At 61.9% G+C, this 21,533-nt stretch carries 22 protein-coding genes and 2 pseudogenes; 16 read left to right on the top strand and 8 right to left on the bottom strand.

Annotation, left to right across the window (positions count from 1 at the left end):
- Window positions 1–279 precede the first annotated feature (279 nt).
- Window positions 280–1,437, bottom strand: coding sequence for a LysR family transcriptional regulator (locus ACYP33_RS23510; protein WP_459624136.1), 1,158 nt, complete (start codon window positions 1,435–1,437; stop codon window positions 280–282).
- 60 nt (window positions 1,438–1,497) lie between these two features.
- Here ACYP33_RS23510 and ACYP33_RS23505 point away from each other — a divergent pair, with 60 nt between their 5' ends.
- The 9 genes from ACYP33_RS23505 to ACYP33_RS23465 all read left to right on the top strand — a co-directional run bounded on the left by ACYP33_RS23505 (window position 1,498) and on the right by ACYP33_RS23465 (window position 9,296).
- Window positions 1,498–2,331: a cysteine hydrolase family protein gene (locus ACYP33_RS23505; protein WP_459624135.1), complete on the top strand. Its 834-nt coding sequence runs from the start codon at window positions 1,498–1,500 to the stop codon at window positions 2,329–2,331.
- 13 nt (window positions 2,332–2,344) lie between these two features.
- Window positions 2,345–3,394 carry an ABC transporter substrate-binding protein gene (locus tag ACYP33_RS23500; RefSeq protein ID WP_459624134.1) on the top strand — a complete coding sequence of 350 codons (1,050 nt, stop codon included), beginning with the start codon at window positions 2,345–2,347 and terminating at the stop codon, window positions 3,392–3,394.
- Window positions 3,395–3,435: 41 nt separating this feature from the next.
- Complete coding sequence (locus ACYP33_RS23495; protein ID WP_459624133.1) at window positions 3,436–4,227, top strand: SDR family NAD(P)-dependent oxidoreductase; 792 nt, start codon at window positions 3,436–3,438, stop codon at window positions 4,225–4,227.
- An 11-nt stretch (window positions 4,228–4,238) separates the two neighbouring features.
- Window positions 4,239–5,714, top strand: coding sequence for a dihydroorotase (locus ACYP33_RS23490; protein WP_459624132.1), 1,476 nt, complete (start codon window positions 4,239–4,241; stop codon window positions 5,712–5,714).
- A gap of 47 nt (window positions 5,715–5,761) precedes the next feature.
- Window positions 5,762–6,637 (top strand): ABC transporter ATP-binding protein, encoded by an 876-nt coding sequence (locus tag ACYP33_RS23485; RefSeq protein ID WP_459624131.1) that lies wholly within the window; start codon window positions 5,762–5,764, stop codon window positions 6,635–6,637.
- Window positions 6,634–7,416 (top strand): ABC transporter permease, encoded by a 783-nt coding sequence (locus ACYP33_RS23480; protein ID WP_459624130.1) that lies wholly within the window; start codon window positions 6,634–6,636, stop codon window positions 7,414–7,416. Before ACYP33_RS23485 ends, ACYP33_RS23480 begins: the two co-directional genes overlap by 4 nt.
- Window positions 7,413–8,018 (top strand): LOG family protein, encoded by a 606-nt coding sequence (locus ACYP33_RS23475; protein ID WP_459624129.1) that lies wholly within the window; start codon window positions 7,413–7,415, stop codon window positions 8,016–8,018. Before ACYP33_RS23480 ends, ACYP33_RS23475 begins: the two co-directional genes overlap by 4 nt.
- A gap of 45 nt (window positions 8,019–8,063) precedes the next feature.
- Window positions 8,064–8,489: a DUF3830 family protein gene (locus tag ACYP33_RS23470; protein ID WP_459624128.1), complete on the top strand. Its 426-nt coding sequence runs from the start codon at window positions 8,064–8,066 to the stop codon at window positions 8,487–8,489.
- Between the two features lie 570 nt (window positions 8,490–9,059).
- A complete protein-coding gene (locus ACYP33_RS23465) occupies window positions 9,060–9,296 on the top strand; it encodes a hypothetical protein (RefSeq protein ID WP_414439801.1) in 237 nt (78 codons plus the stop codon).
- Between the two features lie 242 nt (window positions 9,297–9,538).
- On the opposite strand, the gene ACYP33_RS23460 is transcribed toward ACYP33_RS23465, so the two are convergent.
- The 3 genes and pseudogenes from ACYP33_RS23460 to ACYP33_RS23450 all read right to left on the bottom strand — a co-directional run bounded on the left by ACYP33_RS23460 (window position 9,539) and on the right by ACYP33_RS23450 (window position 11,212).
- A complete protein-coding gene (locus tag ACYP33_RS23460) occupies window positions 9,539–9,661 on the bottom strand; it encodes a hypothetical protein (protein WP_459624127.1) in 123 nt (40 codons plus the stop codon).
- An 82-nt stretch (window positions 9,662–9,743) separates the two neighbouring features.
- Complete coding sequence (locus ACYP33_RS23455; protein WP_459624126.1) at window positions 9,744–10,082, bottom strand: hypothetical protein; 339 nt, start codon at window positions 10,080–10,082, stop codon at window positions 9,744–9,746.
- A gap of 516 nt (window positions 10,083–10,598) precedes the next feature.
- Window positions 10,599–11,212 (bottom strand): annotated as a pseudogene (locus ACYP33_RS23450) (Crp/Fnr family transcriptional regulator).
- On the opposite strand from ACYP33_RS23450, the gene ACYP33_RS23445 reads away from it, so the two are divergent.
- The 3 genes from ACYP33_RS23445 (at window position 11,165) to ACYP33_RS23435 (ending at window position 13,592) form a co-directional block, all read left to right on the top strand.
- Entirely contained in the window at window positions 11,165–11,503 is a 339-nt protein-coding gene (locus ACYP33_RS23445) for a hypothetical protein (RefSeq protein WP_459624223.1), read from the top strand. The pseudogene ACYP33_RS23450 and the gene ACYP33_RS23445 sit on opposite strands and share 48 nt — an antisense overlap.
- Before the next feature lie 154 nt (window positions 11,504–11,657).
- Window positions 11,658–12,005: a hypothetical protein gene (locus ACYP33_RS23440; RefSeq protein WP_459624125.1), complete on the top strand. Its 348-nt coding sequence runs from the start codon at window positions 11,658–11,660 to the stop codon at window positions 12,003–12,005.
- 249 nt (window positions 12,006–12,254) lie between these two features.
- Window positions 12,255–13,592, top strand: coding sequence for a sigma-54-dependent transcriptional regulator (locus ACYP33_RS23435; protein WP_459624124.1), 1,338 nt, complete (start codon window positions 12,255–12,257; stop codon window positions 13,590–13,592).
- 409 nt (window positions 13,593–14,001) lie between these two features.
- Here the strand turns inward: ACYP33_RS23435 and ACYP33_RS23430 are convergent, their stop codons facing one another.
- Entirely contained in the window at window positions 14,002–14,307 is a 306-nt protein-coding gene (locus ACYP33_RS23430; RefSeq protein WP_459624123.1) for a hypothetical protein, read from the bottom strand.
- A 217-nt stretch (window positions 14,308–14,524) separates the two neighbouring features.
- On the opposite strand from ACYP33_RS23430, the gene ACYP33_RS23425 reads away from it, so the two are divergent.
- Entirely contained in the window at window positions 14,525–15,022 is a 498-nt protein-coding gene (locus ACYP33_RS23425) for a YciE/YciF ferroxidase family protein (RefSeq protein WP_459624122.1), read from the top strand.
- 150 nt (window positions 15,023–15,172) lie between these two features.
- Window positions 15,173–16,042 (top strand): manganese catalase family protein, encoded by an 870-nt coding sequence (locus tag ACYP33_RS23420; protein ID WP_414439807.1) that lies wholly within the window; start codon window positions 15,173–15,175, stop codon window positions 16,040–16,042.
- A 101-nt stretch (window positions 16,043–16,143) separates the two neighbouring features.
- Here the strand turns inward: ACYP33_RS23420 and ACYP33_RS23415 are convergent, their stop codons facing one another.
- Window positions 16,144–16,431, bottom strand: a complete 288-nt coding sequence (locus tag ACYP33_RS23415; RefSeq protein WP_459624222.1) for a response regulator — start codon at window positions 16,429–16,431, stop codon at window positions 16,144–16,146.
- Here ACYP33_RS23415 and ACYP33_RS23410 point away from each other — a divergent pair.
- A pseudogene (locus ACYP33_RS23410) lies at window positions 16,364–16,534 on the top strand (IS3 family transposase); the annotation flags it as partial. The gene ACYP33_RS23415 and the pseudogene ACYP33_RS23410 sit on opposite strands and share 68 nt — an antisense overlap.
- A 644-nt stretch (window positions 16,535–17,178) precedes the next feature.
- The gene (locus ACYP33_RS23405) at window positions 17,179–17,799 is read left to right on the top strand and encodes a hypothetical protein (protein ID WP_414439809.1); all 621 of its coding nucleotides are present in this window, start codon (window positions 17,179–17,181) and stop codon (window positions 17,797–17,799) included.
- 157 nt (window positions 17,800–17,956) lie between these two features.
- Here ACYP33_RS23405 and ACYP33_RS23400 read toward each other — a convergent pair whose 3' ends face one another.
- On the bottom strand, window positions 17,957–19,507 hold the full coding sequence (locus ACYP33_RS23400) for a hypothetical protein (RefSeq protein WP_459624121.1): 1,551 nt from the start codon (window positions 19,505–19,507) through the stop codon (window positions 17,957–17,959).
- A gap of 426 nt (window positions 19,508–19,933) precedes the next feature.
- Window positions 19,934–21,472, bottom strand: coding sequence for a methyl-accepting chemotaxis protein (locus ACYP33_RS23395; protein WP_414439811.1), 1,539 nt, complete (start codon window positions 21,470–21,472; stop codon window positions 19,934–19,936).
- Window positions 21,473–21,533 lie beyond the last annotated feature (61 nt).

Raw genomic sequence — 21,533 nt, 5'->3', positions numbered from 1 at the left:
GCGCGTTGCCATCGCGGCAACGCAAAGCGCGTTCGACCCAATCGTGGTTCGCCCCGGCGCGGCGATGGCCGTGGTTGCCGTTTCGGCAACGGCTCGATGCCGAAACGGCCGCCTTTTCTTTTTTTGATTCGAATTATCGTTTTCGGTCGAATCGGCGCGGGAGCGCATACCGATCGCGGAGGCGTCGCCTGCGGGCGCTCTTCAGGCAGGGTGTGGCGGGAGAATGAAAAAGGCGCCGCTCATCGGCGGCGCCTTCATCGTAGTGAATGACGGAAATATCTAGAGGGCCAGCGCCGCGCTCTCCTCGAGCCCCTGCTTCAGGTGCTCGATGAACGAATAGGCGATCACGGGCAACTGGCGCCCGCGCAGGCTCGCCAGTGCCAGCGTGCCTTTCGGAAACCCGCGGTCCTCGATATCGCGCGACACGTATTCGCCGCTCTCGCTCCCGGCACCGATGTGGATCTGGAAGCTGAGCGCTTGTTCGTAATGCAGGTAGCCGCGCAGGAACTCGAAGCTGTTGCATTCGACCACCGGGTGAAGACGGAACGAGCGCCGCGACAAAAATCGATCAAGCAGCTGTCGGCCTCCGATTTCCCGATTCGGCATCACCAGCGGATAGTCGCCGCAATCGCGCAGCCGGATCGGCCCGGCTTCGGATGCCAGCGGATGCGTGCGATGCATGATCACGCAAAGCCGCTGCTCGAATTCGGCAATCCGTTCGATATCGGGCTCGTCCGACAGGTTGAAGACCAGCGCGAGATCCGTATCGAACATCCGCAGCGCGTTGAGTGCCTGCACGTGATCCGTCACGCGAATCTGAAACCCGACCAGCGAGTGACGCTTGCGAAACGAGGCAACCATCTTCGGCAGAAACGCCGACGCCACGGCCTGGCTCACGGTCAATCGCACCAGCCCCCTGCGCAAGCCCTGGAGATCCTCGATCTCGGATCGCACACGCTCCAGCTCGGCCAGACGCGTGCGCACGTACTGAATGAACAGCTCGCCTGCCGCGGTCAGCCGCATGCCGCGCGGCAACCGCTCGAAAATCGGCGTGCCGAGTTCGTCCTCGATATCCTGGATTCGCCTCAATACGGCGGACGGCGCCACATGCAGCCGCTCCGAGGCCTGCCTGACCGAGCCGGTACGTGCGACCTCGTCGACGTAGGAGAGAAAACGCAGATGATTCATGCAAGCGTGCTCCAGATGCGGAAGGTCAACTGCAGCGCACCGCGACGGGGCGCGGCACGCATCATTTCGGGAATGGGGCACCGTATGCGAGCGCGGCGTGGTTCGGTTCGCGCCCTGCGTCGAACCAACGCCTGAGCGGCACCGGCCGAAACTGCCGCAGCCCCGCCAAAACACACGACCGCCGCAGGGAATACTCCGCCCCGGTGCGACTGGGAGTGCCTCGAACCGTTGCCGTTTCGGCAACGCCATCGTGCCTAAATGGCTACTTTGGTGGACAAAGTATGGCATAGATGCTGCATTGAACGTGGCATGAAAAAGAAATCGCCCCCCTCCATGCCGCGCACGGATCATGCCTCCGACGCCGCAATATTCGGTCCCGCCGCGCACAACGCGTGGACCGTATCCGGCTCGGTGGCCAGCCTGGTGCGTCGCGTGATGAAACCGCGCCCGCTGACGATCGACGCCGCGCCCCAGAACCTCGAGATCGACGTCGCGCGCAGTGCAGTCGTCGTGATCGATATGCAGAACGACTTTTGCCACCCGGAAGGATGGTTCGCGCAGAAAGGCGTCAGCGTGAAGGCAGCCAGAAAGCCGATCCCGGTGATCGCTGAGCTGCTGCCCGCCTGGCGTCGTGCGGGGGGCCGCGTGGTGTGGCTGAACTGGGGGATTCGCGCGGATCTGGCCAACCTGAGCGCCACGATCCATTTCAAGGGCAAGCGCTCGGCCGACGGCGTCGGCTATGGGGAGGCGTCGCCGAACGATCGCGGACCGTCGCTCGTTCGTGGCGCCTGGGGCGCGCAAGTCGTCGACGAGTTGACGGTCGATGCGTCGGACATGTGCGTCGAAAAGCATCGACTCAGCGGCTTCTGGGACAACGAACTCGATTCGGTATTGCGCAATCTCGGCATCACCACGCTGCTGTTCGTCGGAATCAATACCGACCGGTGCGTGTTCTCCACGCTGCAGGACGCCGCCTTCATCGGCTACGACTGCATCCTGCTCGAGGACGCCTGCAACACGTCTTCGCCGGCCTATGTCACGCGGGCCATCCATTTCATCGTTCAGCAACTGCATGGCTTCGTCGCCCGCGCCGACAGCCTGATCGCAGCCCTTTCCGGCCTGCCCGGCCGGACCCAACGCTAGGAGTCGCATCGTCATGTTGAGTCAAATTCGTCGCCTGAGCGCGGCAGGCATGCTCGCCGGTTTCGCCGCCTTCGGCATCGCCCTGGTCGCCGCGCCGGCGCAAGCCCGCGCGGACACGCCCATCAAGGTGGTCCTGAACTGGAAATACGAAGGCCCGCAAGCCTGGTTCTTCCTCGCGCAGGATCGCGGCTATTTCAAGGCCCAGGGGCTCGATGTCCAGTTCGACCAGGGCGAGGGTTCGAGCGCGTCGATCCCGAAGGTTGCCGCCGGCGCCTATCAGGCCGGTTTTGGCGATCTCAATGCGCTCGTGGAACTGGCGGCGAAAGAGCCGGCACAGGCGCCGATCGCCGTCGACGTGCTGTACAACACGCCGCCGTTTACGGTCGTGGTCAAGTCGGGCAGCCCGATCCACACGCCCAGGGATCTCGAAGGCAAGACGGTCGGCGCCCCCGCCAACGACGGCGCGCTGAAGCAGTTCCCCGCGTTCGCGAAGCTGGCAGGCGTCGATGCCGCGAAGGTCCACATCACGAACATGGCGCCGAATCTGCGCGAGCAGATGCTGATGCGCGATCAGGTCGATGCGGTGTTCGGCTTCACGACCACGATCATGTTCAGCGCCAAGGCGATGGGCGTGAATCCGGCTCGCGACCTGCGCTTCATCCGTTACGGCGACTACGGCATGGACCTGTACTCGAATGCGGTGTTCTTCTCGCGCGCATTCGTCAAGTCGAACCCGCAGGCCGTGCGCGGGTTCCTTGCCGCGTTGAATCATGGAATCCGCGACGTGATCGCCAATCCGGACGCAGGCGTGGACGCCGTGATGAAGCGCGAGCCGCTGCTCAATCGCGAAGTCGAGAAGGAAAAGCTGTTGGCCACGATGCATAACGACATGAGTGCACCCGAAATCGCCCGTATCGGTTTGGGCGCGGTCGACGAGGCACGCCTGAAGCGCGACATCTCGATCATCGTCGAGGCCGCCAGGCTGCCGCGCAGCCCGGCGCCCAACGAAGTGTTCGATGGCCAGTTCCTCCCGCCCCGAGCCGACCGTCCGTCGGCCATGTAAGGCGGCGCATTTTCTCCGATACCTATAAATCAGGATTGCGTATGAATTTGAATCTGAAAGACAAGGTCGTGGTGATCACCGGCCCGGCAAAAGGCATGGGGCGCGCGGTGACGCTGGCGTTCGCGGCCGAAGGCGCACGACTGGTGCTGACCGGTCGAGACGTCGCGGCGATCGAACCGGTGGCGGCCGAAGCGCGTGCAATGGACGCGGAAGCGATCGTCGTGGCGTGCGACCTCACGGTTGCCGCCGACACCGACGCACTGGCTCGGCAGGCGCTCGCCGCCTACGGCCGGATCGACGTGCTGGTCAACGTGGCCGGCGGCTCCGGCCCGATCGGCAAGAAAGGCTGGGAAACCACCGAAACGGAATTCGACGATATCGTCCGCGTGAACATGACCGGCGCATTCAACGTGGTGCGCGCCGTGATGCCCGCCATGATCGAGCGTCATTACGGCAAGGTGATCAACGTCGGCGGAACCTTCGGCATGCGCGGCCGCGCCGGACGCATGGCCTATTCCGCATCGAAGTGGGGCCTGCGCGGCATCACCAAGAGCTTCGCGCTCGAAGCCGGCCCGCACAACATCAACGTCAACTGCGTGGCGCCCGGCATGGTCGACGGGCCGCGGTTCCGCGAAAAGGTCTGCGCGGACATGGCGCGCGCTCACGGCATTTCGGTCGAGGAAGCCATGCTGCGGCATGCAGAGGACTACGCACTGAAGCGCGTATCGACCGACGACGACGTGGCACACGCCTGCCTGTTTCTCGCAAGCGATGTATCCAGACAGATCACGGGTATCGACCTGCCGGTGGACGGCGGTTGGGCCATGCTTTAAGGGGAAGCAAAATGAGTCAAGTCGATTTGGTGATCCGCGGTGCCCGGATCGTTTCGCCTGAACAGATCATCGAGGCATCCGTCGCCATCGATGGCGAACGCATCGTTGCGGTCGGACACGACGACGTCATGCCATCCGCGCGCGAGGAAATGCGCGCCGACGGGCTGTATCTGCTGCCCGGTGCGATCGACAGCCATGTGCATTTCCGAGACCCGGGGTATCCGCACAAGGAAACCTGGCAGACCGGTTCGGCGGCCGCCGCGTGCGGCGGCGTGACCACCGTGTTCGAAATGCCGAATACCAACCCGGCCACCGGCACGCTCGAGGCACTGCGCATCAAGCAACGTGCGGCGGAATCGTCGTATGTCGATTTCGGCATTCACGGCCTGCTCGGCGACGATACCGTGGAGCGTCTCGAGGAGCTGCTCGACGGCGGCGTGACGAGCTTCAAGGCGTTCGTGGGCAATACCTTCGGCAACCTGCCGGCGCCGACCGATGGCGCCCTGCTCGAAGGGTTCGAGAAGCTCGCACCGCTCGGCATCCGCACCGTCGTGCATGCGGAAAACTCGTCGATCCTGTTTCGTCGGCAGAACCGCATGAGCGACGCCGGCCGAATCGATGCCATGGCGCATCTGGCCGCGCGCCCCGCGGTCGCCGAAATCGAGGCCATCACGCGCGTGCTGACGCTGGCCGAGTGGACCGGCGCCCGAGTGCACATCGCGCATCACAGCTCGGCCGATTCGCTGTTCGTGCTGCGCGATTTCAAGGCACGCGGCGTGGACGTGACGGCGGAAACCTGTCCGCAATACGTTCTGCTGAACACCGATCACATGAGCAAGCTCGGCGGCATCATGCGGCTGAACCCGCCGATTCGCGAAGCGCGCAACAACGATCCGCTCTGGAACGCGCTGCTGGACGGCACGCTCGACATGATCGCCACCGACCATGCCCCGCACTCGCCCGAAGAAAAAACGCGGCCGAATATCTGGGAATGCGACTGCGGTTTCCCGGGCGTCGAAACGCAGATGGCCCTGATGCTGACCGAGGTCAATCGCGAGCGCGCCACCTTGATGGATTACGTCCGCTGGAGCGCGGTCAATCCGGCCAAGGCATGGGGCATCTATGGCCCGAAGGGCATCATCGCGCCGGGCGCGCATGCCGACATCGCGATCGTCGACATGAATCGCACCGGCATCCTCTCGCAGAACCAGTTGCAAAGCATCAGCAAGATTTCGCCCTGGCACGGACGCGCCGTGAAGGGCTATCCGCTGCACACGCTGGTGCGCGGCCGCTTCGTGATGCGCGACGGCAAGCTGGTGAAGGACGCGGCCGGTTGGGGACGCTCCGTGAAAAGCGTGCAGGCGATGCCGGCTGCCAAGCCGCGCAACACCGAGCACTACCTGAGCGCGATCCTCGAGACGCCGGACGGGGTGCGTCCGACCGCCGAGCCGGTCGATATCGACAGCGTGTTCGGCAACGAACAGTAATCGCGTCCGCTCGCGTCGATGCGAGCGGTATATACGAAGGAGTCTTCATGAATCCCCCCCTGATCGACCTGTCGGACGTCGGCGTTCGCTACGGCGGCGACAGCGGAACGATCGCTCTCGATCGCACGCGCCTCGAAATCGAACAAGGCGATTTCGTTGCGCTGGTCGGACCGAGCGGCTGCGGCAAATCCACCATCCTGAAGCTGGTGGCGGGCCTGATTCGCCCGACATCCGGTGCGGTGATCGTCGGAGGCCGCGAAGTCGGCGCCCCGGGCACCAAACCGATACGCATCGGGCTGGCGTTTCAGAATCCGACCATGCTGCCGTGGCTGACCATCCGCGAGAACGTGATGGTTCCGCTCAAGATCGTCGAACCGTTCCGGTCGCAATTTCGCCAGAAGCGCAAGGGCGAGTTCGCGGATCGCGCCGACGCCCTGCTGGCCCAGGTCGGCCTGAAGGAGTTCGGCCACAAGCGCCCGTGGCAGTTGTCGGGCGGCATGCTGCAGCGCGCGTCGCTGTGCCGGGCGCTGATTCACGAGCCGGAGCTGTTGCTGCTCGACGAGCCGTTCGGCGCGCTCGACCAGTTCACCCGGGAAGAGCTGTGGGACATCATGCAGACGCTGTGGATGAAGCGCAGGCCCACCGTGCTGCTCGTCACCCACGACCTGCGCGAATCGGCTTATCTGGCCAACCGGATCTGCGTGATGAGCTCGCGCCCGGGACGCATCCTCGAGGATCGCCATGTGACGTTCGACCGGCCGCGCACGCTCGAAGCGAGCTATGCCCCCGAATTTGCGACGCTGGTCCAGCAATTGCGCATGCGCATCGCGCAAGCACGTTCATCCGGGGTCGTCGCGGCCCGCGCGGCGTCGCCGGCCATCCCGATCGACACGCCGACATTCGAAGCAACGGAGCAAGCATGAGCCTCGGAACCGTGCGGCTTCGCCGCAACCTGCTGTCGTTGAGCGCACTGATCGGCTTTTTCGCGGCGTGGGAGCTTGCCTGCATCGCTTTCCACGTTTCCGATCTGGTCTTGCCGCGGCCCAGTCAGATCCTCGTCGTCATGGTCACCAAAATGCCGCTGCTGTGGCCGCACGTCGTGCAGACCGTGATGACCACGCTGATCGGCTTCTTCCTGGCCGTCGTGTTCGGCGTGCTGATCGGTGTGGTCATCGGCTCGTCGCGGCTTGCCTACGACACGGCGTATCCGCTGCTCGTGGGCTTCTCCAGCATTCCCAAGGTCGCACTGGTGCCGATTTTCGTGGTCTGGTTCGGTTCAGGCACGGTACCGGCGATCCTCACGGCGATGGTGATCAGCGTGTTCCCTGTCGTGGTCAACGTGGCGACCGGCCTGGCCACCACCGAACCGGAACTGGAAGACGTGTTCAGGGTGCTCGGCGCAAGCCGCTTCGATGTGCTCCGCAACGTGGGCCTGCCGCGTGCGATGCCGTATTTGTTCGCATCACTGAAGATTGCCATCACGCTCGCCTTCGTGGGCGCGGTGCTGTCCGAGACAGTCGCATCGAACAAGGGAATCGGCAACGTGATGATGATCGCGAGCGGCAATTTCGACGTGCCGCTGGTGTTTGCCGGCCTGTTCATTCTCGCGGTGCTGGGCGTCGTGCTGTATGCCATTTCGGCGCTCGTCGAGCGCCGGCTGACCGGCTGGACTCAGCGCAGGACCGACGGAGCCGTGTCGTGACCGGCCCCACCTCGCCAGCGCATTACAGCGTCGCCGTGTTCTGCGGTTCGAATTTCGGAACCCGTGCCGACTATGCCGAAGCCGCTCGCGAATTGGGCGATGCGCTCGGCCGGCGCGGTTGGCAACTCGTGTATGGCGGAACCGACAAGGGCCTGATGGGCATCGTCGCGCAGGCCGCGCTGGCGGCCGGCTCGCCCGTGCACGGCGTCATCACGCGGCGTCTGGCGGATCGGGGCCATCTCGCGCCCGGACTCACGCGGCACGAGATCGTCCCCGACATGTCGGCACGCAAACGGCGCATGGCCGCGCTGGCCGATGCGTTCATCGCATTGCCTGGCGGCCTCGGCACGTTCGAGGAATTATTCGAAGCCGCCACGCTCACTCAATTGGGCGAACATGCCAAGCCATGTGGCGTGCTCGATGTGTCGGGGTTTTTCGCGCCGATGCGCGCGTTGCTCGAACACGCAACGGCCGAGGGCTTTCTCAAACCCGAACATCGAGACATGATTGTCGCAACGTCCAATCCGGACGACCTGCTGAACCAACTCCAAGCCTGGATGCCTCCTGTCGTGAGCAAATGGATCGATCAACCCGACGCCTGATCACGGCTGCCATCCTGCCACCCCAAACCTGACCCATCATTCACCATGACTCGACTTCGCATTACTGCTGCCGGCCATATTTTCGAGGCGGAAACGCATCCGGATGCCCCTGAAACGGTTCGTGCCTTTCTCAAGCTGCTGCCTTATCGCCAAAAACTGATCCATGTGCGTTGGAGCGGCGAAGGATGCTGGGTACCACTTGGCGATTTCAAGCTGGAAAACGACGCAAAAGCGGTCGGATTCGAGAATCATACGAGCCACCCTTCCGTTGGCGATGTCCTTTTTTATCCTGGCGGATACAGCGAGACCGAAATCATTCTCGCCTACGGATCATGCTCGTTCAGCAGCAAGATGGGCCAATTGGCCGGCAATCATTTTCTGACGATCACAAAGGGGCGGGAAAACCTGCGCACGCTGGGCGTGGAAGTCCTGTGGAAGGGCGCACAAGATATATTGATTGAACTGATATGAAATCGCGATACGAGCTTGTCTGGCTGGCGATGGCGATCGACGCCAATGTACCGCCCGACCGGGTGTGAATCGCGCGGGCCGTCAACGCCTTGTCGATACCTGACGCCGCAGCGGTTATGTGCCTTTTATCGCGCCAAGGCAAAACCCTTCATGGTTGGCCGACGCCACCTCGTACCCTGCCGTACTGCAGAAAGCACTGTCTCGTAGCGGACAGACACGCCGCGCATTCGCAGGCAGCATCGTTGTCGGGCCACAGTGGCAAGCCGCGCATTGATGCGCGTGATTCAGGCCATGCCAATACCGTTAAAAATAACAAGCCGGCGCCTCGCCGGCTTCGACATCCGCCTCGCCAGGGCGGCTCCGCGCGCTGTTTGAGCGTGGAGAGGTTGGACGGTATCGGGTATCGAGCAGGCAACCCAGACAGCATTTGAATGCGGTTCATCGCCGCGCTTCCTTCGCGCGGCGTTTCTCCATTCAAGCAGCATCCGGATGCGATCGCATGACAGGCACCATGGCCCACACCGTCCGACGCGGATGGTGTTAGGCTCCGCCAATGACAGAGAGGTGTTCATGCAGAGGACGATCGCGTATCGCGGCTTTGAGATTCATGTCCAATTGACGCCAGCCGATCGGGATACGTTCGATGTGAGCTTCCAGATCAAAGGCGGCACAAACCTCGAAGTGCTGGGCGCGCGAGGAGGCCTGATCCCGGTGCACAACGGCCCCTTCACTTCTCGATGGGCTTACCTGGTCGCCGAAATCGCGGGCCAGGCGGCCATCGACGTGATCCTTGGCCCAGCCGGATGAGTCCTACGTTTCGCCCCGCCCACCTCCGCATTACCGTTTCGGTTCGTCATGCCGACCAAGCGCTGCCCGGTGTTCATCAGGTTCCGAAAGCTGTCGACGACATCCGGGCTTCCTGGCGGGCGCCCCCGGCCGAGGCATCGCGATGATGCATCGTCCGATCGCGGGGCAGGCCGACGAAAATGGGCGCGGTTGCCGCGCGCAACATCCGATACTCGACAACGACGATTCTGGACTCGACCGCATCAACATACCGTTGCCATCGCAGGATGCGTCACGGCCCACTCCATGAATTCCGCGCCTGGTGGCGCTTTTTCAACATCGAACAGAAGACGTGGGGCTTCGACAACTCGCGTGAAATCATCCATTTGATTTCATGATCGGCAGGCTTGCTCCCGTAACGCCTCCAGATCGAGCCATATACGCGCCAAACCACGGTCTTGTGAACGATTATTCACCCATCGCGTGCATGCCAAGCCGCTTTCGAGATTCGCAAATATGCTGCCCCGGACTGCGGGCGACGGGGACTTCCCACCATATCGGCTGCGCAACAGGCATACCATCATCGGTCGAACGCGCATCCGCCTCGATCTGTTGCATGATGTCGTCCTTCGTCGTACGGACAAGCTCCTTTTCCATCCAAATACGCCTTATTAACAATAGCCGGCTCACGCCCGCGATATTCGGCCGTCCCGCTTGCGCAGGGGAAATACGGCCGCTGCCGTTGAACGTACTCGCCGTTCTCGCCAGAGAGCTCATGTCAAAGGGTGTCGTCGAATCGTATTTCATCGCGCTCTCGAAACAGGGAATGGGGGAGATCTCGTGCCTACATGGCGGCACAAGCAGCATGAGTCAGATTGGCGCAGCAGCGTCTTGCCGTCGACGATGTCCGCGCTGAATTGCGCGGATGGAGTCGGGGCCGCGCGGAACCCTTGATACGTTGAACAGACCGGGCCAGCCTGCGCGCTTCGCTACCGATAAGCAAGAACAAATCCGGTCGGAAGCTGCCCACATGTTTTGCATCGAGATGCGAAGAGGGCCGAACGGCGCGACAGCCGGCATGCCCTCCGATCGTTAGGAGACCGTGGATACCCTTCCGCGTCACGCGCCGGTACCTCCATCAATCCGAGGAATTCGTACGATGCCGTACCGATTCAACGACCGGGTGCGCGCACAGTCGTTACTGAGCCTGCATGCGCCCGCGTTCGACAAGAACGCAGGCCGTTGATGGTCGACCCCGAGTGGGGCCGCCAGGTGCACGCGTATTATCAGCGCCGCCCTTACTGGCTCGCTGCCACACTTGGATCACCATGGCGACAGCAGCCGATGGTTTTCCTCGCGCACCACCTGATAGCACTCGCACACATGATGCTCCAGCGCGGCGCGATCGAGCACTTCGATCTTGCCGCTCGACTAGCGGATCAGGGCCGCCTCCTGGAGTTTTCTCGCGGTTTCCGTCACGCTTGCACGGCGCACGCCGAGCATGTCGGCGATCAGCTCCTGGGACATCTGCACGTCGCTTGAATCGAGCCGGTCGAGGCTCGGCAGCAACCAGCGGCAGAACTGCTGCGAAATCGAATGGTGCCGATTGCAGACGGCCGTTTGCGCCAGTCGCGTGATGAGCGCCTGCGTGCAGCGCAGGAACAGGCGCTGCACCGCACCGCCACGTGCGAACTCATCCTTGACGACCTGCCCGCCGAGTTTGAACGCATCGCCCCCGCTCTGGACGATCGCGCGATTCGGCATCGTCTCGCTCCCATGAACAGCGCCGCCCCCACGAGACCGTCGCGCCCCGCCACCGCGATCTCGGCCAACGCGCCGTTCTCCACCACGTCGCGCATCGAGATGATCGCGGTGGTCGGCAGGGCGATATGGCTGAGATGGTCGCCGGATTCGTAGACGACATGCCCGAGCGGCATCGTGATGGGCGCCAGATGCGGCTCGGTGCGCCGACGCGCGTCGCCGGGCAGCGCGGCCAGCAGATGATTGAGCTGCACCGACGGATCGCCGATTTCATACGGCGCCCGGCCTTCCTGTTCGTGGTAATCCCGGCTCGGCAGCAGGCTTTGCACCGACGTTCGCAACGTGTCATGGCCGAGTGCAGCCCGAGACTTTCCGCCACCTGTGCATCGCTTGCGAATCGCCCTCCGCGCTTCAATTCGTCGAACGTTTCAAACCAATCGAATTGCATGAGCCGATCATCAAAATGAAGTCAAATACATTTGACTTCATTCCCTGAATCAAACGCAATCAAGGAGCGCTATCGGCGTGTCAAATGCGTGGGCCATAGGTAGTCCATGCGCCTTTGTTCGCCACGCCGCTTTTGCGCGCACGTCGCGTTCGTGCATATTTTGAGATTCATGCATGAGCGATCCTCTTTCGTATTTCCGTTTGCCCGCCTCGTTGTCTCAGCAAACCGTTGCAGCCGTTCCCGCACCGATCGCCGACGACGAATTTTCCGCGTCCCAGGTCGATTTCATCCGTAACGTCTTCGCCTACGCGGAACATCTGCGCGAGCATGGACGGCCCACGCCACTCTCCGATGCCTTCCTCGGCGCGTTCGTCGGCCTGCTCGAAGTCATCGACATGAATTCGCGCGAAGACGCGGTGCGCTGTACGTCCCAATTCCGCGAGATCGTCGCACTGCTCGTGCCGGATGCGACGCCCGATGCCAAGCCGGCGGGCGTACCGCCCGCTCCGCCGTCGAAATAACCCGCTCCCCCGCGCTGCTTGCCCGTTGACGTCACGATGCGGCGACTTCATCGGCACCGCCATCATTCACACACACCGTACAGAACTCGCGCGCACACCCGCACACACTCACGTCGTACTCCCCACCCGTGGCTGCCCACCGAAGCACGGCCGCATCGCCGTCGATGCATGTCGCGCCGTACGTGCATTTAATCGGGACCGAATTCCGCTTGGTCGAGGCAGCCAGTCCCTTCCCGAACGAGCTCCCGCATGCCCCATATCTTGGTGGTCGACGATGATGAATCCACACGCGCGGCGATGTTCACGCTGGCTCATGCCCAGAACCTTGGGTGTGACACGGCCGCCACGCTAGCCGAAGCCCGACTGCGGATTGGCGAACGCCATCCGAGTCTGGTGCTGTGCGACCTGATGCTGCCCGACGGCAACGGCATGGCGCTGTTTGATGAATTAACCAAATTCGGCTGCGAGGTCGTGGTGACTACCGGCCATGCCTCGCTCGATTCGGCAATCCGCGCGCTGCGGCTGGGCGCCTCCGATTATCTGGTCAAGCCCGTCAACATGGAACGGCTGCAGGCCTTGCTCAACCGCGTGTCGCGCCACACGTCGCACAACGACATCCTGGTGAGGCTCACCAACGAGGTGCGTGAGACATCGCGCTTCGGTTTGATGCTCGGCCGCTCCGAATCGATGCTCGCCGTGTACGACGCGATTACGCGCGTCACCTCGACCAGCGCGTCGGTATTGCTGACTGGCGAATCGGGCACGGGCAAGGAGCTGGCGGCGCAGACGATCCATGCATTAAGCCCGCGGCGCGACGGACCGTTCATCGCGATCAACTGCGGTGCGCTGCCGGCGCGACTCATCGAAAGCGAGATGTTCGGTCATGAACGCGGTAGCTTTACCGGCGCCGATCGCGATCATCGCGGTTTTTTCGAACGCGCCGACGGCGGCACGCTGTTTCTAGACGAAATCGCGGAGATGCCGGTGGATCTGCAGGTGCGCTTGCTGCGCGTGCTGGAAACGCGTCGCGTGCGGCGGCTGGGCGGCTCGCACGAACGCGAGGTGGACGTGCGCATCGTGGCCGCCACCAACCGTGACCCGCTCGCGGCGGTCGACCTCGGCTTTCTGCGCGCCGATCTCTATCACCGCATCAACGTATTTCCGATCCCGCTGCCGCCATTGCGCGAACGCGGCTGCGACGTGGTGCTGCTCGCCGACGCGTTTCTCGCTCGGCTCAATGAGACGAGCGGCAGGTGCCTGCGCTTCTCGGAAGCGGCGCAGCGCGCGATGACGCAGCGCAACTGGCGCGGCAACGTCCGCGAGCTGCGCAACCTGGTGCAGCATGCAGCGATATTCTGCGAGGGCGACTGCATCGATGCGTTGCCGCTCCCCATTCTGGACGAGGCGTCGGATACATCGAGCGAGGTTGGCGAATCGGTGTGGGTGCCGTTGGCAACGCCGCTCGACGAAATGGATCGCCGCCTGGTAGCCGCCACGGTGGCGCATTGTGGCGGCGTCAAGTCATACGCAGCCGACATGCTCGGCATCAGCCTCAAGACGCTGTACAACCGGCTCGCCAACCCGTAACGAACGCAATGCAGTTGGCGGGCGACACATGGCCGTCAAGCGTGACATGCGCCTGCGGCATCGAGCACCGTGGCAATCGCCGCGTCCTGGTCAACAAGACCGTCGCGGCCAGGGCTGCGCCGCAACGACGAACGGTCTGCGCGCTGCAGACCTTCCGGTTCGGCCAGCAATCGTCATGAGCACGCCGATCGGCCTCTCGAACTCAATGAGCGGCGCTGCGGCACCGCTGGTCTCCCCGACATCTCTTGTTGCCGGTTCCGTGCGGTTTCGCAGCGCCTCGGAGCCCGATGCCTGTATGCCTTCCGATTCGATGCGGCGTTCCGGAAAAGGAGAATTGACACAAGCAAGTAAAAACGCTCTGCCAAACAGGCCCGCCTAGCCACATCGTCAAGCGCGAGCACGTTCCCGCTCAGGCAGCAGGTTTCTCCCGCGAGGCACATCCAGCGGGCGTCGCGAGCAGCACCGCGCAGCCGAATGCCGAATCGTCGAGATGCGGCGGGACCACGAACAGGGGCGAACGTCCACCGGGCTCCGGAGCCGCCGCAGCCGCACCGAGCGACAGTGGCGCGGCCAGCCAGTCCGGCGCGACACGGCTGTCGGCATCGGTGAAGGCCGGCCGGCGCGCGCCGAGCTGCAACAGGTGCTCCGCGCCGGCGGCGCGCGCCACGCCGACGTTGCGAGCCTCGACGCTCAAGGCCAGCACGTCGAACGCCACCGCGAGCCGCGCCGAGCCGTCACTGCAACCGACAACGCGCAGGCACCCGATACGTACTGGCGTCTGACACCGCACGACTCGTGGCCAACCTCCTGAAACAGCCTCCAGCCGAGGGACGACGGGTGCGTCAGTTCGCTATCGCACCAAGCCGCGAACCACGGCCGGGCATGCCCCGTGCGCCATTCATGGCGTCCCCATACGCCGAGAGGAGCTTGTCATGGCACACCGTAAAACCGTGGACGATCTGTTCATCCACATGCTGTCCGATATCTACAGCGCCGAGAAGCAACTGACGCGCGCGCTGGCGAGACTGTCTCGCGCGGCAACCGAGCCGGAACTCGTCGAGGCCTTCAAGACGCACCTCGAGGAAACCCAGGGCCAGGTGCAACGTATCGACCAGGTGGTCGAGACTTGCGGCCTGCGCCTGAAGCGCATGAAATGCGTGGCGATGGAAGGCCTCATCGAGGAAGGCCAGGAATTGATCGACGAGATCGAGAAGGGCCCGGTGCTGGATATCGGCCTGGTGGCGGCCGCGCAAAAGGTCGAGCACTACGAGATCGCCGCCTACGGCAGCCTTTGCGCCCTGGCCCGGCAACTCGGGCTCGACTCGGCGGCCACGCTGCTGGCCGAGACGCTCGAAGAAGAGAAGGCGGCCGATCTCAAGCTCACGAAGTTCGCCCAAACCTACGGCAACGCCAAGGCGGTCGGCACCTGAGTTCGACAGCGCCTGCCGGCACACATCTTGTGCAGCCGGCCCAGGTACCCCGCGCGACATCGACGTTCCGCCCGGAGCGCCGCAATCCCCAACGTATCACCGCCGGTTGACGATGGCCGGCGCTCCCTACAGTACCTGCCCGGAGGGCATATGTTCAGCCATCACTCGAAGCTGCAATACACCGTGCGCGTCGCCACCCCGAACCCGGGGCTGGCCAACCTGCTGCTGGAGCAATTCGGCGGACCGCAAGGCGAACTCGCCGCGGCCATGCGTTATTTCACTCAGGCCATCACCGAGGAGGACCCGGGCCGCAAGGACCTGCTGCTCGACATCGCCACCGAGGAACTGAGTCACCTGGAGGTGATCGGCTCGATGGTCGCGATGTTGAACCGGGGGGCGAAGGGCGAACTCGCGGAAGCGGTGGACACCCAGGCCGAGGCATACCGCAAGCTTCACGGGGCCGGCAACGACAGCCATCTCACGCAGGTGCTCTATGGCGCCGGCGCCCCGCTGACGAACTCGGCGGGCGTGCCTTGGTCGGCGGCCTACCTCGACACCATCGGCGAACCTACCGCCGACCTGCGTTCGAACATCGCGGCGGAGGCGCGCGCCAAGATCATCTACGAACGCCTGATCAACGTCACCGACGACGCTGGAGTGCGCGATGCGCTCGGCTTCCTGATGACGCGCGAAGTCGCGCATCAAAAGTCGTTCGAGAAAGCGTTGTACGCGATTTCCGCGAACTTCCCGCCCGGCAAGCTGCCGCCGGTCCCGCCATACGACCGGCTCTATCTGCGCATGTCGATCGACAGCCCGCCGGATCCGGGGCCCTGGAATAGCGGAGAGGAACTCGAATGGCGCTTCGGGGAACCGGCCATCGACGGCGGCGACGGCAGTGCTTCCGTCGATCTCGATGCCGAACAGGCCGCAGCGCTCGAAGCCATGGCCGCCCGCCTCGAATCGGATCCCGACTCGGACCCGATGACGGGTGCCGACCTCGGCGAAGGCAAGACGGCGTAAGCCCGCGGCGGAGCAGGCGCCTCGTGCCTGTGCCGCCGCCTCCGTGGTGCCTGCACGGCGCCCGCGGCGAGCATGGTGCGGCGCGTCCTGCCCATCTTTCCCTACCGCTCCGCCGCACCGGGGCCGCGATCCACCGCGCGCCGCAAGGCGCCCAGGATTCGCGATGGCGCCAGCGGCTTCGCACAATGCGCATCGAATCCTGCTTCGCGGGCCGTCGCCATGGCGGCACGCGAAGTGACCCCGGACCACGCGATCAGGATCGCCAACCGGGTATCGGCGCTGCCTCTCAGGCGACGCGCCACTTCGTAACCGTCGATGCCGGGCGAGCGGTTGCGCGTGACGTTCGCGCTCGATTGCCATGTCCGAGAAGCCATGAGCTGGGCGGCCACGACAGCCGGCCATAGCAACGACATTGAGTGCGACGTAATGCTGGCTGCCGTGGAACACCCATTCGGGAATGTGCTGCATACCAAGTCTGAAATCGAATGGCTGGGAGTCCGTTACAGCCAACCGCGCCGCAGGTGGAATAAAAACCAACAGCCAAGCGTTCGATAAGTCTATGGATGCTGCACGCCGTCCCTTGCACGGTGCATCAACATCCATTCGTGCAGCCTCGGCCCACCTAACGTGGATCGCTCGTATTGCCTAAGCAACGGCGCCTGTGAGCGTGGCGCTATATCGCCCCTACTTAGTATTGAAAGAGAAAAATGCACAAGTGCCTGAATTGCGGCCATCAGTTAGCGATGGTGAAGATCCGGTGTCCATCATGTGGCCGATTGGGGACAGTGCAGTTTGTGGCTGAGGAAAACGGCGGGCCGCCGTCGCTCCCGAACAGTGCGGGGACGATCTCGGATCCATCCGGTACGCAAGCGGGTAGAGTGTCTCCACGCCCAGCCGCGGCAATGTCGCAGCCCTCCCTTTCGGCTCCGATGCTGAGAGCGGCTGGTAGCAGTGCGACCGCCTCGCCACGGCCCCGCGTCGCTGGAGCCAATCCACCCGAGCCGACTTCCGGGCCGCCCCGCGTGCCACCGAAACCCTCTCACCTCTCGCCTCGACGTGGCCCGCCGTCTCCTGCAGCACAGCAGGGATCCGTGCCGACGGTGCGGATCCGATCCGACCTCGGCAGGGACCGTGCAGTGGAAATTCAGCGCACTTTTGAAGAGCACGGACTTTGGATACGCACTGTGCAAATGAAAAATTGTCAGTGCCTGACCGACGCCACTATTTCCTTTAACCAACGCACCCGCCTCGTCGGAAACCTAGATGGCGATTCGTGGACCTATGTGCATCCGACCATTCCCCAGTATTTGTACCAGTTTGCTCCGGACAATGGAAAACGGGCGGTCGCACTGATTGTCGACTGGACGAAGACCAAAGACCGGTTCGTCGAATACTCCCTGATCGACATGAGCTCGAACAAGCGTTTTCCCCCAAACACCCTGGCGAAAACGCCTGACGAAACTGAGAGGGACATGCGGAAGATGCGTGCCGAGCTAGCAGGCAAGACTCATATCGAACACAACGAAGTCCGTGCCTGCCAGATACGCAAGGATGCGCTTGTTGGATTGGTATGGAACCCTGTGACCAACGGAACCTCACTATCGGAAGGCCGCGCCACCTGGGAGGCAAGCAAACCGGCGTTTGAAAATTTTATTAAGAAGCTTCAGAAACACCAAGTGGCGGCAAGTGGCTTGCCTATTTTTATGTACAGCGTCAGCGGTGGAATGGCACTCCATTATTTGGACTTTATCTCCTAGGCGCCGGCTGGCCGAACTACGCAACTCCGTGCCGGTGTCTCCCAAGTTAGAACGTGCTCCAATTTTCTTGCTTTTCATTACGCCAAGGTGATAGACCAGCGACACGGCCTCCCTCAGCGATCGGCCGTGTCAACGAACAACTACGCCCGCTCTATTTTTAATTAGCAATCGAGCCAGAACTCAACAAGATCATTCCGTGTAGGGTCGACAGCAGTTGCTGCCACCCGACACCGTTCGCCGCAGCCTGACCATTGTTCAACATGGGCGTCAGCAAACTGCGCAAATCCTTCGATTCAGTCGTGCTATGAGGCGTCGTGACATCCGACGCCTTCACGCCGTGTAAAAATTGGGCAATCTTGGTAGATTCGTTCTCGGATTTTCGCAAGTTCGCATTTTTCAGCTTACCTTTCTCGGTCAGCAAGCTGACCGTGCTGCTCGCCTCGTCGCTGACATGGGCATAGTCGTAGCTCTGACTATTCGATGCGGCGCTAAGAGGTTTTTTCAGAGAACCGCCATCTAGTGCCGTGTGATAAGAAGCGCTCAGACGCGACTGCTGGTTTTGAGTGATCGCCCCCTGCGACGCTTGTCCATCAACTTGAGTAGTTTGGGAAACTTGGTAAGAAAAGTCATCAGTCTGCTTCGGTAGCACCGGGTTGGACTGCACCGGAGTGTCCGTGACCGATCCGGTGAAATCAGGCAATCCCGTCAGCATCGAATGCGCCGCTTGTTCAAGCCACGGTTGGTTGTCCGTGCCCGGAATTTGCTGCGATGGCGTGCTCATATTTCCGTTTAACTGTGTGAACGCGTCTTTAAAGAGATTCATCACAGCACTGTTCCCGCGACCTTCCTGGTTGGCATGATCGAATTGCGCCAAATAGCTCGTGATCGCGGCACTCTGCTGAGTGCTCGAACCCAATGCGGAAACGCTCGCAGCGTCAACGCTCAGGTTGACCGTACCTGCGGAATCCGTGATGTTGACAGTTCGCTTCGTGTCGCTTAACGAAATATTCGCCGAACGGTTGTCGGCTCCGTCACCGCTAACGCTGTACTGCAGATTGACTGATGACAGGACAGAAAAATCATACTGTGTCAGTCCAGTCAAATTGAGGGCGGGCGGTGAGCCGGACAAGCCATCAATGGCTTGCTGGAATCCGTCTGCCAATTTTGATAGCGCCGTGCGATCGGCATCGCTAAGTGTTCCAGTACCATTCACACTCACGCCCAACGTGCCATTTTTGCTGCTCAGCTCAATGCTCACGCTCGCGCCGCTCACTGTCTGAACGACCAGATTGATGTCACCCTGCACGCCTTGCGCACCAAGTGCATTTGCCGGGCTTCCATTGGCAGCAGAAACCGTCACGGACTGCGAAAAGTTACTTCCCGTGGACGTGAATCGCTCAAGCAACGCACTGCCTAGATTGTTGAATTGCCCCGATATCGAATTCGACATGTAGTCGGCCGCCATGACATCGGAAACGGGATCACCACCGTTATTCTGCCAATTGACGCTTGCGACCGCCCCTACCGCCGCATCAGGCCCGATGACCGTACCATCGGGCAGATATATATGGAGTGCTTGGCTGACTCGAGACGGAATAGTAACGATGGTCGAGCCACCACCACTGTTTACCAGTGGGCCCCCACTTCCCCCGGGGATTCCTGCTGCGCCCGGAGCCTCATATAGGGCCGAAAGTATTCCCGCATTCATTGATGATATTGTCGTCATGATCAAATATTTTTTTATTTAAAATTGGATTAAAAGGTGCCTGTTGCGAACCAGCCTATCCACCAATAACGGCACGACAATAAACAACGTTAGGCTTGGTGAGGATATTTTTAAAAATCAGTCCTGCACCTGAGGTTGACCGCACACAGTACACGGTGAAATTTTGCAAGACACGTACATGTTCACTCCAGTCAATCACGACCGCTCGCACCTCTCCAGGTAGCATGGCACCGTTGCGCCGCTCGGCATCGACATGCGTGCCACCGCGACGGGACTACGGAAAATGCTACGAATTACAGAACCTTGGTCCCCCATGATCACCCGCTAATATCACTGCAGCCGGGATTCAACATCCAATTTTTTGGATTGCCTTTCGGCAGCGCCGCAGCGTCGATCGGTAGCAAGGGATCAAAAGCGAAAGCCGGCAACCACCTCGCGCATCCTGTTCGCCTGTTGGTTCATCAATGATGATGCCGCAGCGCCTTCGTCCACTAGCGCGGCATTCTGTTGTGTCACCTGATCCATATGCGCGATCGCAGCCGTGACTTGCAGGATACCGTGGGCCTGCTCGCTGGATGCATCGGCGATCTCGCCGAGCAAATTCGCAACGCGGTCAGTTGACGCAAGCATGTCGATCATCTGACGGAACGCGCCATCCGCCTGCGTCGCGCCCCTCTTGACGCGCAACACTGACCCATCGATTTGCTCTTTGATCTCCTTGGCCGCGTTGCTCGATCGTTTCGCAAGCGCACGCACTTCAGTTGCAACCACGGCAAAGCCACGCCCGCGCTCGCCAGCGCGCGCAGCCTCCACCGCCGCATTCAAAGCGAGGATGTTTGTCTGGAACGCGATGCTCTCAATGACCGCGGTGATCTCGGCAATCGTCCCGGACCCTTGTTCAAGTTCCTTCATCGTCTTCGACAGCAGCGTCACTGCATCGGCAACGCCACGCGCACTGTGTTTAACCGCATCGGCAAGCAGGTTCGCTTCGCCCGCGCTCGCAGCGTTGCGTTGCACCGTCGCACTCAGTTCTTCCATGCTCGCGGCGGTCTCCTCCAACGAAGACGCTTGTCGCTCCGTTCGCTTCGACAGGTCGTCGCTGCCAGCGGCAATTTCCACCGCTGCATCGGCGACATGATCAACGCCATCGCGGACAGTCGAAACCGTATCTCGCAAGCTCATCTGCATACTGCGCAGGCTGCCCAGCAATGCGCCAAATTCGTCGGCGCGCACAATCTCGATATGCGACGTCAGATCCCCTTTCTCGATCGCTCCAAAGTGTCTAATCGCGGCCGAGAGCGGCTTGGCAATCGCGCGACGCAGCATGAACCAAAATCCAAATGCGCACAGCAACCCGACCAGCGTAGCGCTGATCGTGAGCGACGATGTCGTTTTCTCACGAGCTTCGCTTATCGCCAACAGTTCCGCAGAATCGTCGACCTGGAATTGCGAGAGTTTCCCGGTAGCGTCGCTGAACGGACGGTAAAGTCTTGGCATCGTGTCAAACAGTAGTTCGACCGCGGCATGCCTGTCGCCAACACGCAGCGCAGCAATCGTCGGCGTGAGCCCGATGTCGATCAGATCGCGACGCGTTCGCATGACAGCATCGGCGAGCCGCTTTTCGACGGCATCGGATGGATAGCGCAGATATGTGGCCCAAGCCTTATCTGATTGATCGATCAGTGCCTGAGCTGATCGCAACCTCGACTCCGCCATAGTGGCGTCGCCCGCGGCAGCCATTCGGTCAAGTTCGATCTGTGCCTGCGCGATGAACTCTCGTTGCTGCTGGACCGCGATGACGGTCGGCACGTTGTCCGATGTATCGGACAACGCACGATTGGTCGAGTGAATGCCGTAAACGCCGCCGAAGCCGACCAGAAACAAAAGCAATGCGAGCAGGGATAGGACAACCGCGAGAAGCGTCCGTATTTGAATGGTCGTTGCCATTTCAGCAGATTCCGAAAATGATGATTGATCTAACGGCAACTTTGGCAGGCTCGTTAAATCG

It is taken from the genome of Burkholderia sp. 3C, assembly GCF_054589155.1.
This window is presented reverse-complemented; position numbering and strand designations above follow the sequence as displayed.

Excerpts from the sequence above, each read along its gene's own strand:
- ACYP33_RS23510 (WP_459624136.1), bottom strand. The coding sequence starts at position 1,437 with ATGGCGTTGCCGAAACGGCAACGGTTCGAGGCACTCCCAGTCGCACCG.
- ACYP33_RS23505 (WP_459624135.1), top strand. The coding sequence starts at position 1,498 with ATGAAAAAGAAATCGCCCCCCTCCATGCCGCGCACGGATCATGCCTCC.
- ACYP33_RS23500 (WP_459624134.1), top strand. The coding sequence starts at position 2,345 with ATGTTGAGTCAAATTCGTCGCCTGAGCGCGGCAGGCATGCTCGCCGGT.
- ACYP33_RS23495 (WP_459624133.1), top strand. The coding sequence starts at position 3,436 with ATGAATTTGAATCTGAAAGACAAGGTCGTGGTGATCACCGGCCCGGCA.
- ACYP33_RS23490 (WP_459624132.1), top strand. The coding sequence starts at position 4,239 with ATGAGTCAAGTCGATTTGGTGATCCGCGGTGCCCGGATCGTTTCGCCT.
- ACYP33_RS23485 (WP_459624131.1), top strand. The coding sequence starts at position 5,762 with ATGAATCCCCCCCTGATCGACCTGTCGGACGTCGGCGTTCGCTACGGC.
- ACYP33_RS23480 (WP_459624130.1), top strand. The coding sequence starts at position 6,634 with ATGAGCCTCGGAACCGTGCGGCTTCGCCGCAACCTGCTGTCGTTGAGC.
- ACYP33_RS23470 (WP_459624128.1), top strand. The coding sequence starts at position 8,064 with ATGACTCGACTTCGCATTACTGCTGCCGGCCATATTTTCGAGGCGGAA.
- ACYP33_RS23465 (WP_414439801.1), top strand. The coding sequence starts at position 9,060 with ATGCAGAGGACGATCGCGTATCGCGGCTTTGAGATTCATGTCCAATTG.
- ACYP33_RS23460 (WP_459624127.1), bottom strand. The coding sequence starts at position 9,661 with ATGGATGATTTCACGCGAGTTGTCGAAGCCCCACGTCTTCTGTTCGAT.
- ACYP33_RS23455 (WP_459624126.1), bottom strand. The coding sequence starts at position 10,082 with ATGAAATACGATTCGACGACACCCTTTGACATGAGCTCTCTGGCGAGA.
- ACYP33_RS23445 (WP_459624223.1), top strand. The coding sequence starts at position 11,165 with ATGGCTGAGATGGTCGCCGGATTCGTAGACGACATGCCCGAGCGGCAT.
- ACYP33_RS23440 (WP_459624125.1), top strand. The coding sequence starts at position 11,658 with ATGAGCGATCCTCTTTCGTATTTCCGTTTGCCCGCCTCGTTGTCTCAG.
- ACYP33_RS23435 (WP_459624124.1), top strand. The coding sequence starts at position 12,255 with ATGCCCCATATCTTGGTGGTCGACGATGATGAATCCACACGCGCGGCG.
- ACYP33_RS23425 (WP_459624122.1), top strand. The coding sequence starts at position 14,525 with ATGGCACACCGTAAAACCGTGGACGATCTGTTCATCCACATGCTGTCC.
- ACYP33_RS23420 (WP_414439807.1), top strand. The coding sequence starts at position 15,173 with ATGTTCAGCCATCACTCGAAGCTGCAATACACCGTGCGCGTCGCCACC.
- ACYP33_RS23400 (WP_459624121.1), bottom strand. The coding sequence starts at position 19,507 with ATGAATGCGGGAATACTTTCGGCCCTATATGAGGCTCCGGGCGCAGCA.
- ACYP33_RS23395 (WP_414439811.1), bottom strand. The coding sequence starts at position 21,472 with ATGGCAACGACCATTCAAATACGGACGCTTCTCGCGGTTGTCCTATCC.